Consider the following 13832-nt stretch of genomic DNA (forward strand, 5'->3'; position numbering starts at 1 on the left):
CTCCGGTTATTTTTTATATTCCTTTCAACGCATCGAGCAAGGCATCGATATCGGCTTTGGTATTGAACCGACTAAACGATATTCGCAACGCCGGACGTTTTAAATCTTCTTCAGCAACAAATTGAGCTAAGACATGTGAGGGCTTCGAACTCCCACTTTGACACGCACTACCGCGCGAAACGGCTATGCCTTTCATGTCTAAAGTAAACAAGATCATGGCCGCTTTTTCCTCACTCATCGGTAAGGTCACATTCAAAATATTGTAAAACGTATGTTCGCCATTGGTTTTTATCCCCGGGAAAGCCAATTGCAATTGCTCCCAGCAATAGTCTTTTAAGCTAGCAATGTAGTTTTGGTCGTGCTCGAGATCGATAGCATCCAACTCCAACGCCTTGGCCATACCTGCAATTTGATGTACTGCTTCCGTACCGGCACGCAAGCCTTTCTCTTGCTCACCACCTACAATCAACGGCTTAATCACCACATGCTTGGCGATATACGCAAACCCAACACCCTTAGGGCCATGGAACTTATGCGCACTCGCTACAGCAAAGTCAACGGGTAAGTCGTGCAACGGCAACGCCCATTTCCCCACCGATTGCACGGTATCACAATGGAACAAGGCTTGGTGTGCGCGACAAATTGTCCCTACTTTCTCGATATCCAACAAAGCACCCGTTTCATTATTTACATGCATTAAGGTCACCAAAGTGGGTTTACCATCCGCCAACAATGCATCTAATCCCGAAACATCAACCGTTCCATCGGCATTAGCAGGCAAATACACGGCTTCTACGCCTTGTTCTTGTACCAACTTCGCTACAGTATACAAAGTCGCATGATGTTCCATTCTCGAGGTGATTATGCGTTGAATGCCCAAATCGCGTACCGCACTGGTAAAGATGAGATTCGTCGCCTCTGTTGCATTCGACGTAAAAATCAATTCGCGGGCTTCACAACCCATGATTTTAGCAATCGATTTGCGAGCGGTTTCTAAAATGGTTTTTGCACTGCGTCCAAAACTGTGGGTGGAGGACGCGTTTCCATATTCGGTTTGCATCACCTGCACCATATGGTCGATCACTTCGGGTCGCATCGGTGTGGTAGCAGCATTGTCTAAATAAACTCTATTCATGATGATAAATCAGCGGCACAAAAGTACGATTATTTTGAGTTTTGTTGAAAATAGATTTCCGTGGCACCCATGCCGTATTTCTGATAACTCGCTTCTTGAAAAGTTACCTGAGGATATTTGCGTAACAAAAATTCCAATTCCGTTTTCAAAATTCCTTCGCCCACACCATGAATCAAAACGATTTTTGGGATGCGATTTTTAAGGGCAAACTCGACATGCCGTTGGGCCGTTTCAAGTTGGATGGTAAGGATATCAAAATTGGACATTCCGCGAAAATTCTTCACCAATTTTTCAATATGCAAATCAAATTCGGGTGCGCCTTTATCGCGTTTATCCGACTTAAATACGAAGTTTTTTTGCTGACGGGTAGGTGTTGTGTCAATTTTTATCTTATGTGACGCATCACTTTTACTAAAATAATCCAACTCGTTGGTAGTGTTCTCTTTAACCAATTCGTTGACAAAAAATGTCATCATAAAATCATCGTCCGTTTGGATCGAAATTTGGTCATTTTTCACTTGAACGACCACGCCAGAAATCGCATCGTCCAGCACCGCTACTCGATCCCCTACTTCAAATTTATTCGTGCCCATCGTCTTCTTTTTTAGGTGGAATTTTAGCCGACAATTTGGCCATACAATAGATAAAAACAACACCTGCTCCACCCATCAAATAATAGTTGGGATGCGCCAAACTTTGTTCGTATAAGGCAATCGCTGCCGAAACCAAAAGCAACGGAATTAAAGCTTTATTCATTTCTCATTTTTTAAGTTTTCAAAAATAAAAAAACACACCCACCCCTCTTGTTGATAACCGATATTTCGTAAAATTGCATAAACAAATTATCATGGAAGAACACATGTTGCCTTGCCTTTTTAAACAAACCTTCGGCTTTGACTGTATGGGTTGTGGCTTGCAACGCTCGATTTATTTACTTAGCCAAGGCCGTTTGTGGGATGCTTTTCAAATGTACCCCGCCATTTACACCTTAATCGCCTTATTGGGCTTTGTGGTGAAATTCGCCTTTCAACCCACACCCAAAAACGGAAGAATAGTTATCCTATTGGCCGTACTTAACGCCATTGTAATTTTAATGGCGTACCTCATCAAAATGCGCAACTTCTTTTTTTAAAATCAAAAAAATATGGAAAAACAAAAACTGCCCAATGCCACCGCATCACTAGTGCTCGGACTCCTAGCATTCCTCACCTTTTGCTGCTACGGCATCTTCGGAATCCTCTTTGGCGTAATTGGATTAATATTAAGCTTAAAAGATGCCAAACGACTCAAAGAAAATCCATCCGACTATGACAATGTCACCCTGCACAAAATTGGCAAAGTACTATCCATTATCGGTATTGCACTCGGTGTATTAGCCTTAATCTTCTATGTCTGGATGATTATCAAAATTGGTCCCGAAAACATGCAAAACGAAGAACAAATACATCGCCGCATGAACGAGATCTTCGGAATTCGATAAACAAAAAAAGCCGTCTATCAAAGACGGCTTTTTTTATTGATATTCAGATTTTTACTCAAACTCTTTTAAAGTCTTAATAATAATGGCTACACAATCGCGTAATTGCTCCTCGGTCATTACCAAAGGCGGTGCAAATCGGATGATATTTCCGTGCGTGGGTTTGGCTAACAAACCGTTTTCGGCCAACTTCACGCAGATATTCCAAGCGGTTTCGCTTTCTTCCGTATCATTGATCACAATCGCATTCAACAATCCTTTTCCGCGGACTAAGGTAACAATGTTACTTTCAGCCACATACTCCTGCAACAAATCACGGAACAACTGACCCAAACGACGCGCGTTGGCTGCCAATCCTTCTTCTTCTACAACTTCTAAAGCTGCAATGGCAGTAGCTGCTGCTACAGGGTTTCCACCGAAGGTCGAACCGTGTTGTCCGGGCTTAATCACATTCATAATCGCATCATTCGCCAAAACCGCCGATACGGGATATGCCCCGCCCGACAAGGCTTTTCCTAAAATTAATATATCGGGTTGCACATAGGTTGCTTGCTTTTCACACGACTTCTCGCAGGTACAATTCCCGCAAACGGCTAGTAACGAACCTGTACGTGCAATACCTGTTTGCACCTCATCAGCGATAAAAAGTACATTGTGTGCCGCACACAACGCTTGTGCTTTGGCTAAGAAATCCTCAGAAGGAACATAAACACCCGCCTCGCCTTGAATCGGTTCCACAAGGAAACCGGCAACGTTTTGAGACGATGTAAGCGCTTTTTCCAAGGCTTCGGTGTCATCGTAAGGTATTTTTATAAATCCTGCGGTATACGGCCCGAAATTCTTTCGCGCATTTTCATCATTCGAAAACGAGATGATTGTCGTTGTTCTTCCGTGGAAATTGCCATCACACACAATAATTTGTGCTTCATTCTCAGCAATACCTTTCTTCTCATACGCCCATTTACGGCAAATCTTTAGTGCAGTTTCCACAGCTTCAGCTCCGGTATTCATCGGTAACACTTTGTCAAAACCAAAGTAATTGGTGATGTATTGCTCATAAACGCCCAGTTTGTCGTTGTAAAATGCACGCGAAGTAAGCGTTAAAGTTTGTGCTTGATTGACCATTGCGCCCACAATTTTAGGATGGCAATGTCCTTGATTCACTGCAGAATACGCAGAAAGGAAATCGTAATATTGCTTTCCTTCCGCATCCCACACATATACTCCTTCACCACGGCTGAGCACCACAGGCAGTGGATGGTAATTGTGCGCACCGTATTTATCCTCCAGTTCGATAGCCTCCTGAGAGCGTAATTTTTCGCTAATCATGATTGAAATTTTAATAAAAAAGAAACTCCTTAATTCCTTCTTATGGAGAGAAATCATCCGTAAACTTTCACAAAACTACACAATTCGGCGAATTAAAAAAGAAGGTTTGTAAAATTCTCAATCGATTGCGAAGCCTACTATTCCAACTATAAAAACAACTTATATTTTGATTTTAAAAAAATAAAAACCAATAATTTATTAAATGTAGCTTAAACTAGTATTTGAACGATAATCATTCCTTTTTATCCCGAAGCAATTGCTCCATCAATTGCAACTGTTGCTGTTGAATCGCCATCAATTCTTCGTGTTGGTGTTTGAGAATATGATCCAATTTTTGTTGCAACACCCGAATCTCCTTCTCGGCTTTTAAATTGATGATGAAATCCTTTTCAGCACGTTCACGATCTTTGGCTTCTTGCCGATTCTGACTCATCATAATTATCGGCGCTTGCAACGCAGCAATACACGACAAGATTAAGTTCAATAAAATAAAGGGATACGGATCAAATCCTTTGTTGTTGAGCCAAAAAACATTAAAGGCAATCCACAACAACAAAAACACCATGAAGGAAATGATGAAGGTCCAACTCCCGCCAAAATCCGCGACCTTGTCAGCTACCCGTTGCCCAAAGGTACGGGTATCATTGGTTTCTTCTAATTCTTGAATACTCTCGATTTCGTGGTGCTTTTTCATAACAATGATTTTCTATTCAAAGTTATGCATTCCAAAATGGAAAGCGGAAGTTTCGACCTTAAAATAAACCTAAAAGCTTCGTGACGGTGTTCCAGTTGCGCGTCGTCGAAACCACATTCATGCTCTTTTCAATCCATTTGTTGTCCAATTTGGTTTGAGCGGGCGAACTGTGGTACTTGAGATAAATTCGGCGTCCATCCAATTGAATCTTATCGGGTTCGATGAAATTCAGGTTCAGTTGGGTAATCATTTGATCGGGAACTTCTGTAGAGATGAACGACACGTATAACTTTTTCAAGTCCACTCCTTCTTCTTGCAAAAACAAATTCCGCTCCACACAGGCTTCCAAATCGTCTTTCCCAATAACAAATACGGGCACATCAAAGCCAAACGAGTTCATAATAGCCGTGCGAATCTGTCCGGCTACGACACCAGGATCGGTTTCAGGCGTTTGCACAAACACATTCCCCGATTGAATGTAGGTGCGCACATTCCCAAACCCGACGCCTTCCAAACAGCGTTTCAAATCGTCCATTTTGATGAGTTTCTGTCCCGAAACATTTATTCCGCGTAATAAAGCCAAATGAATCATGTATACGTTGAATTAATTTGATTTTGCTAAATCTGTTTTAAAAATAAACATTTTTTCGTCCAATCCCATGCAATACTGTATTTTTGCGCCATGGGAAAACGTAGAAATGACCGCGTTGTTTTTGAAAACGTGGAAGTCTTAGATGCCGGAGCCAAAGGAGTTTCGGTGGCCAAAGCGCCAGATGGAAAAGTAATCTTTTTACCCAATGTGGTACCCGGTGATGTCGTGGATGTGCAAACCTTTCGCAAGCGCAAAGCCTATTACGAAGGTAAAGCCATTCGTTTTCACCAGTATTCGGAAAATCGTGTCGAACCCGTGTGCCAACATTTTGGCGTATGCGGTGGCTGCAAATGGCAAAACATGAGTTACAGCCAGCAATTGGTGTACAAACACAATGAAGTGTACAACAACTTAAAACGCATTGGTAAAATTGAACTCCCAGAATTTGAACCTATTTTAGGATCCAAAGAGCAGTTCTTCTACCGCAATAAAATGGAATTTGGATTCTCCAATGCCCGTTGGTTGACTGAAGCAGAAATCCAATCAGAGGCGACGTTTGAGAATCAAAACGCACTAGGTTTCCATATTCCAAAAATGTGGGACAAAATTCTCGATATCGAAAAATGTTGGTTACAAGCCGATCCGTCCAATGCGATTCGCAACGGAATTAAAGAATTTGCGAACGCCAACAACTTGTCGTTCTTTGACGCCCGCAACCACGGGGGCTTGTTGCGCACCTTGATGATCCGAACTGCATCTACAGGTGAAATCATGGTGTTGATTCAGTTTTTTGATGACAACAAAGAAGAACGCGAATTGGTGATGAACTATTTAGCGGAGACTTTTCCTCAAATCACCTCGTTGCAATACGTTATCAACCAAAAAGCCAACGACACTTTATACGATCAAGACATCGTCTTATTCAAAGGCCGTGATTACATTTTAGAAGAAATGGAAGGCTTGCATTTTAGCATTAATGCCAAATCCTTCTACCAAACCAATTCAGAACAAGCCTATGAATTGTATACCATTACCCGTGAATTTGCGGAATTAACTGGAAATGAAGTCGTATACGATTTATATACCGGCACTGGAACCATTGCCCAATTTGTTTCGAAAAAAGCGAAAAAAGTAATTGGTGTAGAAGCCGTTCCCGAAGCCATTGCTGATGCGAAAGAAAACGCCAAACGCAACAACATTACCAATTGTGAGTTCTTTGTTGGCGATATGAAAAATGTGTTTAACGAAGCGTTTATTGCCCAACACGGCACACCCGATGTGATCATCACCGACCCACCACGTGACGGTATGCACAAAGATGTGGTGGAACAAATTTTACGCATTGCTCCAAAACGTGTGGTGTATGTAAGCTGCAACTCCGCTACCCAAGCCCGTGATTTGGCCTTGATGGATGAGAAATACAAAGTAAGCCGTGTGCGTCCTGTGGATATGTTTCCCCAAACGCATCATGTGGAAAATGTTGTACTTTTGGAATTACGATAATTGAAGATCATGCGTTTTATAACCGTTTTACTAATCGCCCTAACTTTCACTTTTTCCAGTTGTGAAAAGGATGATATTTGCAGTGGAGATACAACCACCACTCCCCGTTTGGTGATTGAATTTTATGATGTGGCAAATTTGACACAAACTAAAAATGTATCCAATCTTGTCCTTAAAGCCAACGGAATCTCGGAAACCATCAATTTTAATGGGGTGAGTAAAATCTATATCCCCTTAGACACGACATTGGATACCACGCAATTTCAACTGATTCAGAATGGTGGCGATGACGACGCTACGAATGACAACACCGATATCATTACCATCAATTACACAAGAACTTCGCAATTTGTCTCTCGTGCATGTGGTTATAAACTGAATTTTATTTTAAATCCGACTAACGGATTTGATTTCACCGATGCGACACCCAACGACGGCTTGTGGATACAAACTATGGGAATAACCCAATCCAATATCACCAACGAAAATGAAGTCCATGTCAAACTCTTTTACTAGAATTCTCCTGTGCCTCTTCATGGTGAGTGCGACCTGGGCACAAAAAACATCCACTGAAACGCCGGCAAAGGAAACGACTACCGTTCAAAAAAAAGACAGTGTAGCACCTAAAACCGAGAAGTACGGCTTGCGTGTAGGTGTGGATTTGTTCAAATTGAGTCGGGGATTTTACGATTCGAATTACCGTGGATTGGAATTAGTAGGTGATTTCCGTGTCACGCGCAAACATTATGTAGCGGTTGAATTGGGAAATGAAAAGAAAACGGTACAAGAAGACAACTTGAATTTTACAACCAACGGCTCTTATATTCGCGCCGGATTTGATTTTAACGGGTATGAAAACTGGACGGGTATGAACAATCAAATCTACATCGGATTGCGCTATGGGTTCAGTACATTTAGTCAGACCCTCAATTCGTATAACATTTATTACCCCAATAGTTATTTCCCAACACCTACGTACTTTCCCAACACCAAGTTCAACGGACTCACCGCACATTGGTCGGAAGTCGTTGTTGGAATGAAAGCTGAAGTGTTTAAAAATGTCTATATGGGCATGAGTTTCCGAATGAATTATATGCTTTCGCAAAAACAACCGGAGGACTTTGAAAACTTGTACGTACCCGGATTTAACCGCACGTACGGCGGTAAGTTTGGCGTTGGCTTCAATTACACCATTTCCTATTCCCTTCCACTTTTTTCAATAAAAGTGAAAGACGCCAAAACTCTGGAAGCTGAGAAGAAAGCCAAAGAAGAGGCTAAATTCATGAAAGAAGCCGAAAAAGAAGCGAAGAAAAACGCCAAAAAGAAAAAGTAATTACTTGATTTCTTTTACGCCTTTTAAAAACAACCAACTCATAAACAACTTCTCCCCTTGGGCTGTTTTCACCGCTTGAAATTTAGGCGACAACAATAAGGTAATCACAAAGGCGGCCAAGGAAATCCAAATACCTTGGTACCAGAAATATTTACTTACCAAATAGCGCGCACCGATAAAAAGCACGGCAAAACAAAGGAGGTTCAGCAATAATGCTTTTGTTTTTTTATTCATGATCGTTTGTATTTTGGAATTTGGTTCGTCGACTTCCCGCATACAATTCGTATTTCACTAAACGGGATTCCAAACTACCGTTAAACAATTTTATTTTTCGCGAAGGCTTTAATCCAACGTGCTTCAATCCTTCCAAATTAGCTGTAATAAACCACGCATCGGTTCCGGGATAACTTTGTTTTAAGGTGTCACCCAACTCGCGGTAAAAACGCTCCAACTGAATTTCGAGGCGCTCCCCATACGGTGGATTGAAAACCATGTGCAGTGGTCCTTGCGTTTCTTTTTCGGTTTCAAAAAAGTTGGCTTGCTCAATACGCACATAATCGTCCAGATTAGCATTCTGCACATTCTCACGCGCTTTGGCTACCGCACTGGGCGCTTTATCAAATCCTTTGATGGTATAATGAAACTCGCGCGTTTTTTTCATCAAACTGTCGATAATGGTATCGAACAAATCATTGTCCCAATCGGACCATTTTTCAAAAGCAAATTCTTTTCGGTTGATGTTGGCTGGAATATTACAAGCAATCATCGCGGCTTCAACTAAAAGTGTTCCCGAACCACACATGGGGTCCATAAAATCGGATTCGCCTTTCCAACCGGACAATAACAACATACCCGCTGCCAAGACCTCATTGATGGGAGCAATATTCGTCACTCTTCGGTAACCTCGATGGTGTAAGGACGCCCCGGAAGTATCCAAGGCAACCGACACTTGTTCGCGATCAATATGCACATTGATGCGCAAATCCGGATGGTCTTTGTCAATACTCGGGCGTGCACCACCTTGTTCGCGAAACTGATCCACAATCGCATCTTTGGTTTTTAACGCCACAAATTGCGAATGTTTGAAGTTCTCAGAATGCAAGGTTACATCCACGACAAAGGTTTGGTTGGTATTTAAGTACTGACTCCAATTGACTTGTCGAATTCCTTGATACAACGCCTGCTCGTTAAAGGCACGGAATTGATGAATGGGTTTTAGAATTTTAAGCGCTGTTCGTAAGGCCAAGTTGGCTTTGTACATAAATCCTTTATCCCCAGCAAAACTGACAGCACGCGTTCCAATTTGAACGTCTTGGGCACCCAAATCGCGCAATTCTTTGGCGAGTAGTTCTTCAAACCCAAACAGGGTTTTGGCAATCATTTTAAAATTTTCCATACGGATTGGCAACCGATTTTCATTTGGAATAAACGTTAGACGAAACGAACGGTTCCTTCCAAAAAAGGGTTAATTTGATTTTGATGGGCAAAAATACACTAAATTTGCACGTTGAAATTGATTTGAAGCGAATAAATGTCCGATTTGACTACACAAACCCACCCGATTGAAGACGACCAATGGTATGCTTCCTGGTTTGATACTCCCTATTACCATATCTTATACAAAGAACGGAATTACCGTGAGGCGCAATTGTTTATGGACAATTTGACGCAGTATTTGAATTTGCCCGAAAAAGCAAAAGTCTTGGACTTGGCCTGCGGACGCGGACGCCATTCGATTTATTTGAGTCAGTTGGGGTATGATGTAACCGGCGCCGATTTATCCGCTAATAGCATTGCGGAGGCTTCCAAAAACGAAAACCATCACTTGCGGTTTGAAGTGCACGACATGCGCGAACCCTTTGAAGCGAAGTTTGATGCGGTATTCAACTTGTTCACCAGTTTTGGCTATTTTGACGAAAACGAAGACAATTACAAAACGTTAGTGGCGATTCATGATAGTTTGAACGAATACGGCTTTGGGGTCATCGACTTTATGAATGTCGAACAAGTTATCGACGAATTGGTACCCGAAGAGGAAAAAACCGTTGACGGCATCACCTTTCATATCAAGCGCTACACCGACGAAAAATACATTATCAAGGAAATCCGTTTTCACGACAAAGGCCAAGATTTTTGTTATTACGAAAAGGTTAGAGCCCTTCGATTAGAAGATTTCCAAGCCATGATGGAACGCGCCGGCATTTATTTATTGGATATCTTTGGTGATTATAAATTAAAAAAGTTCTATAAAAAAACCAGTGAGCGTTTAATTATGATTTTTAAATAGTTTTGAGAAAAAAGAAGCAAGAAGCAAGAGAAAAGAATGGGTTAGAACCAATAAACTGCTCTACATCCATTACACTTTACACTTCTTAAACACTTACACTTTTAAACTTCTTAAACACTTTTAAACTTCTTAAACCTTTACACTAACTTTAAACTTTAAACCTGAAACTTTAAACTAAAAAATGGACTACATCCTCCCCTTACTTTCTGTGTTACTTGGCTTTGGAACAGCGCTATGGCTGCAACCCAAGGAAAAGAAACAATTGAAGTTATTGTTGGCGTTCAGTGGTTCGTTTTTACTATCGTTGACGGTAATCAATTTATTACCCGAAGTCTATGAACAAAACGAGGTGAAACACATCGGGGTTTACATTATGTTGGGAATTATTTTCCAAATTGTTTTGGAGTTTTTCTCCCAAGGTGCCGAACACGGTCATGTGCACGGTCACGGACATATTCACAAAATGCCCTGGTCCTTGTTTATCAGTTTGTGTTTGCATGCGTTATTGGAAGGATTTCCCGTTGGACATCATCACGATTTGGCGTTGGGCATTGCGGTGCACCACTTCCCTATTGCTATGATTCTTACTCTATTTTTTGTTAAGGCCGGACTCTCCAAAAATACCCTAGCCGTTTTTATGGTGGGCTTTGCGCTCATGACGCCACTAGGTACTTGGTTGGCAGACACTTTACCCCGTTTAGGCGCATATTACAGTGAAATTACCGCCGTTGTCATCGGTATTCTTTTCCACATTTCTTCGACCATTATCTTTGAAAGTAGCGAAGGACATAAATTTAATATTGCCAAAATTACGGTCATCATTCTAGGGATCGTTTTGGCCTTGTTTTTATAAAAAATTCAACTGCATTCGTGAATAAGTTTCCTTGAAATCGGCTTGGGTTTCAGGGTAGATTCTGTATTTTTATACTTTCTATAAAAACAGATACAATGGGTCTATTTTCAGCCTTATTAGGCAACGCTGGAGAAGCGAGTTTAGAAAGCTTACAACAAGAATACGGCAAATTAATGGTAGATGGCGAAAGCATCGAAATCGGGTTCAAGCTCATCCGCGATACCTTCTTATTCACCAACAAAAGAATCATTCTTGTGGAAAAACAAGGAATTACTGGCAGTAAAGTGGAATACAAGTCCATTCCCTATAAAAGTATTGCTCGTTTTAGTATTGAAAGCGCCGGAACATTTGACTTGGATGCCGAATTGAAAATTTGGGTTTCCAGTGAGGCCAATCCCAGTATTGTGAAACAATTCAACAAATCGGTAAACGTGTATGATGTACAAAAAATCATCACTTACCATACGTGCAAATAACATGAGTTTTACCAAAACTACTGAGCAATCCTCGCGCTACGAACAGTTGGAAAACATGTCCGTACACGAATTGCTAACAAATATCAATAACGAAGACAAAACCGTGCCACTAGCCGTTGAAAAAGCCTTGCCGCAAATTGAGGCTTTGGTAACGCAAACGGTTGTCCAACTCAAAAAAGGCGGTCGGTTGTTCTACATCGGTGCGGGAACTTCGGGTCGTTTGGGAATCGTCGATGCCTCTGAATGTCCGCCCACCTTTGGCGTGCCGCATGAATTGGTGAACGGCATTATTGCAGGCGGCGACCAAGCCATTCGTCGGGCAGTAGAAAATGCCGAAGACAGTACGACCCAAGCCTGGCTGGATCTCGAAGCCGCTGGAATTGGCTCAGATGATGTAGTGGTAGGCATCGCTGCCTCGGGAACTACACCCTATGTCATTTCTGGATTGGAAGCCTGTAATGCAAAAGGAATCGTAACGGGAAGCATCACGTGCAATGCCGGGAGTCCGCTCTCCAAGGTGGCGCAATTCCCTGTGGAAGTGGTGGTCGGACCCGAGTTTGTCACCGGAAGCAGTCGCATGAAAGCGGGTACCGCACAAAAGTTGGTGCTCAACATGCTCTCCACCGCCACCATGATTCAGCTCGGACGTGTTAAAGGCAATAAAATGGTCGATATGCAATTGAGCAACGCCAAACTCGTTGACCGCGGTACGCGCATGATTATGGACGAAATTGGAGTGGACTATGAAACCGCCAACCAATTGCTGTTAACCCACGGCAGCGTGCGAAAGGCTGTTGAAAATTTTAAATGATACATTATAAATCTTGAGTTCACTAACGCATAACTCATAATTCCTAACTCATAACTTTTAAAAATGAGTACCAACAAAAACCTCTTAGCCAAAGGCCTCAAATACCTATTCGGAGCATTGCCACTCATGTTCATCGGTCCGAGTGTGATATACAATGCCTTCATGAACAAACACACCAACTGGCATTATTTGGTGTTAGTCATCGGTTGTGGAATATGCATCACATCCGTGTTTTTGGCGTTTAAAGGATTACAAACGATGATGAAAGCACTTTTCGATGGCAATCTCTAACAATTATTTGGAAAGTGTACGCAAGCAATTTGCGTATTACCGCCAGTTGGGCGAAAAAGCCATGGCGCAACTCGAACCCGAGCAACTTTTTCAGCAAGTGAATGAAGACAGCAATTCGATTGCAATCATCGTGAAACACTTGTCGGGCAATATGCTGTCGCGTTGGACCGATTTCTTAACCACTGACGGTGAAAAATCGTGGCGGAACCGCGATAGCGAATTTGAAAACGACTTAACCACCGCAGCGGAAGTCCGCGATGCCTGGAATGCAGGTTGGGCCTGTTTTGAAAACGCCTTGCAGCAGCTCGAGCCCGAACAGTTGGACACCCTCATTTACATCCGAAACGAAGGCCATACCGTTATGGAAGCCATCAACCGGCAATTGGCGCATTATCCGTACCATGTGGGACAAATCGTTTTTGCAGCCAAAATATTGAAATCCTCGGTTTGGGACAGCCTGTCTATCCCTAAAAATCAATCCGGGCAATACAATGCCGATAAATTCGCCCAAGAAAAACAACGCCGTCATTTCACGGATGGCGAAATGAATCGATAACCCCTAGCCCTGATGGAAGCGGCATCCTCACGGAGTTTACGAAGTGAGATACAGCGGACAGCAGGAATAGCTCTAAAAAATACTATGAAAAAATTAACTAGTCTCTTTTTACTTCTTCTCACCGTTTCGGCCTGTCAAAAAATGCCGGAATGCAACTGTACCGATTTTACAACGGGTTCGTTTGAATTTGTGCAAACCATCAACGGTAAAACCGACACGACACGTTTTGTGCGCACCGCCGAGCATCAAATCGAAACGTACCACGGTCGCACCGACACCGCTAATGTGCGTTGGGTAAACGACTGCGAACTCATCATTCAGAAAAAACATCCGCGTAACCGGGACGAAAAAAAAGCCATCAGTATGCGTATTGTCGAAACCAAAGACAATCAGTACATTATGGAATATTCGTTTGTGGGCGACATCAAAAAACAGACGGGAACTGTAACAAAATTGGACCAATAACCGTTAAACCGACTTTAAACTATACGACAA

General features: G+C 42.2%; 20 protein-coding genes. 12 read left to right on the forward strand and 8 right to left on the reverse strand.

Annotated elements, in window-relative coordinates; genetic code table 11:
• Window positions 1-13: 13 nt before the first annotated feature.
• The 3 genes from OLM45_RS12080 to OLM45_RS12090 are packed head-to-tail and all read right to left on the reverse strand — an operon-like array spanning window position 14 to window position 1891.
• Window positions 14-1135: a cysteine desulfurase family protein gene (locus tag OLM45_RS12080; RefSeq protein WP_264510496.1), complete on the reverse strand. Its 1122-nt coding sequence runs from the start codon at window positions 1133-1135 to the stop codon at window positions 14-16.
• 29 nt (window positions 1136-1164) lie between these two features.
• Window positions 1165-1728, reverse strand: a complete 564-nt coding sequence (locus OLM45_RS12085; RefSeq protein WP_264510498.1) for a Smr/MutS family protein — start codon at window positions 1726-1728, stop codon at window positions 1165-1167.
• Window positions 1715-1891, reverse strand: a complete 177-nt coding sequence (locus OLM45_RS12090; RefSeq protein WP_164974918.1) for a hypothetical protein — start codon at window positions 1889-1891, stop codon at window positions 1715-1717. The genes OLM45_RS12085 and OLM45_RS12090 overlap by 14 nt, the downstream gene beginning before the upstream one ends.
• Before the next feature lie 91 nt (window positions 1892-1982).
• Here OLM45_RS12090 and OLM45_RS12095 point away from each other — a divergent pair, with 91 nt between their 5' ends.
• The gene (locus OLM45_RS12095; protein WP_129461552.1) at window positions 1983-2267 is read left to right on the forward strand and encodes a DUF2752 domain-containing protein; all 285 of its coding nucleotides are present in this window, start codon (window positions 1983-1985) and stop codon (window positions 2265-2267) included.
• A 12-nt stretch (window positions 2268-2279) separates the two neighbouring features.
• Complete coding sequence (locus OLM45_RS12100; RefSeq protein ID WP_264510500.1) at window positions 2280-2615, forward strand: CCC motif membrane protein; 336 nt, start codon at window positions 2280-2282, stop codon at window positions 2613-2615.
• 51 nt (window positions 2616-2666) lie between these two features.
• Here OLM45_RS12100 and rocD read toward each other — a convergent pair whose 3' ends face one another.
• The 3 genes from rocD to OLM45_RS12115 form a co-directional block, all read right to left on the reverse strand.
• A complete protein-coding gene (rocD, locus tag OLM45_RS12105; RefSeq protein ID WP_264510502.1) occupies window positions 2667-3941 on the reverse strand; it encodes an ornithine--oxo-acid transaminase in 1275 nt (424 codons plus the stop codon).
• A gap of 232 nt (window positions 3942-4173) precedes the next feature.
• A complete protein-coding gene (locus OLM45_RS12110) occupies window positions 4174-4635 on the reverse strand; it encodes a DUF1003 domain-containing protein (protein WP_319799978.1) in 462 nt (153 codons plus the stop codon).
• Between the two features lie 58 nt (window positions 4636-4693).
• Complete coding sequence (locus OLM45_RS12115; protein ID WP_264510504.1) at window positions 4694-5227, reverse strand: DUF1697 domain-containing protein; 534 nt, start codon at window positions 5225-5227, stop codon at window positions 4694-4696.
• Window positions 5228-5317: 90 nt separating this feature from the next.
• On the opposite strand from OLM45_RS12115, the gene rlmD reads away from it, so the two are divergent.
• Genes rlmD through OLM45_RS12130 form a run of 3 tightly spaced genes read left to right on the forward strand, consistent with a single transcriptional unit; the run spans window position 5318 to window position 8063 of the window.
• Window positions 5318-6730, forward strand: coding sequence for a 23S rRNA (uracil(1939)-C(5))-methyltransferase RlmD (gene rlmD, locus OLM45_RS12120; protein ID WP_264510506.1), 1413 nt, complete (start codon window positions 5318-5320; stop codon window positions 6728-6730).
• A 9-nt stretch (window positions 6731-6739) separates the two neighbouring features.
• Window positions 6740-7246, forward strand: coding sequence for a DUF6452 family protein (locus OLM45_RS12125; RefSeq protein ID WP_264510509.1), 507 nt, complete (start codon window positions 6740-6742; stop codon window positions 7244-7246).
• Entirely contained in the window at window positions 7227-8063 is an 837-nt protein-coding gene (locus OLM45_RS12130; RefSeq protein ID WP_264510510.1) for a DUF6048 family protein, read from the forward strand. Before OLM45_RS12125 ends, OLM45_RS12130 begins: the two co-directional genes overlap by 20 nt.
• Here OLM45_RS12130 and OLM45_RS12135 read toward each other — a convergent pair whose 3' ends face one another.
• Both OLM45_RS12135 and OLM45_RS12140 read right to left on the reverse strand, forming a co-directional pair.
• Window positions 8064-8297 carry a hypothetical protein gene (locus OLM45_RS12135; RefSeq protein ID WP_129461545.1) on the reverse strand — a complete coding sequence of 78 codons (234 nt, stop codon included), beginning with the start codon at window positions 8295-8297 and terminating at the stop codon, window positions 8064-8066.
• A complete protein-coding gene (locus tag OLM45_RS12140; RefSeq protein WP_264510512.1) occupies window positions 8290-9459 on the reverse strand; it encodes a THUMP domain-containing class I SAM-dependent RNA methyltransferase in 1170 nt (389 codons plus the stop codon). Before OLM45_RS12140 ends, OLM45_RS12135 begins: the two co-directional genes overlap by 8 nt.
• A gap of 135 nt (window positions 9460-9594) precedes the next feature.
• Here OLM45_RS12140 and OLM45_RS12145 point away from each other — a divergent pair, with 135 nt between their 5' ends.
• From OLM45_RS12145 to OLM45_RS12175, 7 genes are all read left to right on the forward strand, one after another.
• Window positions 9595-10350 carry a class I SAM-dependent DNA methyltransferase gene (locus OLM45_RS12145; RefSeq protein ID WP_264510514.1) on the forward strand — a complete coding sequence of 252 codons (756 nt, stop codon included), beginning with the start codon at window positions 9595-9597 and terminating at the stop codon, window positions 10348-10350.
• A gap of 181 nt (window positions 10351-10531) precedes the next feature.
• A complete protein-coding gene (locus OLM45_RS12150; protein WP_264510516.1) occupies window positions 10532-11203 on the forward strand; it encodes a ZIP family metal transporter in 672 nt (223 codons plus the stop codon).
• A gap of 95 nt (window positions 11204-11298) precedes the next feature.
• Complete coding sequence (locus tag OLM45_RS12155) at window positions 11299-11679, forward strand: PH domain-containing protein (protein WP_264510518.1); 381 nt, start codon at window positions 11299-11301, stop codon at window positions 11677-11679.
• Window position 11680: 1 nt separating this feature from the next.
• A complete protein-coding gene (gene murQ / locus OLM45_RS12160; RefSeq protein WP_129461540.1) occupies window positions 11681-12490 on the forward strand; it encodes an N-acetylmuramic acid 6-phosphate etherase in 810 nt (269 codons plus the stop codon).
• Between the two features lie 63 nt (window positions 12491-12553).
• Window positions 12554-12781, forward strand: coding sequence for a DUF6095 family protein (locus tag OLM45_RS12165; protein WP_264510520.1), 228 nt, complete (start codon window positions 12554-12556; stop codon window positions 12779-12781).
• Window positions 12768-13337, forward strand: a complete 570-nt coding sequence (locus OLM45_RS12170) for a DUF1572 domain-containing protein (protein WP_264510522.1) — start codon at window positions 12768-12770, stop codon at window positions 13335-13337. Before OLM45_RS12165 ends, OLM45_RS12170 begins: the two co-directional genes overlap by 14 nt.
• An 84-nt stretch (window positions 13338-13421) precedes the next feature.
• Complete coding sequence (locus tag OLM45_RS12175) at window positions 13422-13802, forward strand: DNA topoisomerase IV (RefSeq protein ID WP_264510525.1); 381 nt, start codon at window positions 13422-13424, stop codon at window positions 13800-13802.
• The last annotated feature ends 30 nt before the right edge of the window (window positions 13803-13832 follow it).

Origin of the sequence: Flavobacterium sp. N1719, assembly GCF_025947045.1 — a bacterium.
In the GTDB taxonomy this organism is placed as follows: domain Bacteria; phylum Bacteroidota; class Bacteroidia; order Flavobacteriales; family Flavobacteriaceae; genus Flavobacterium; species Flavobacterium stagni.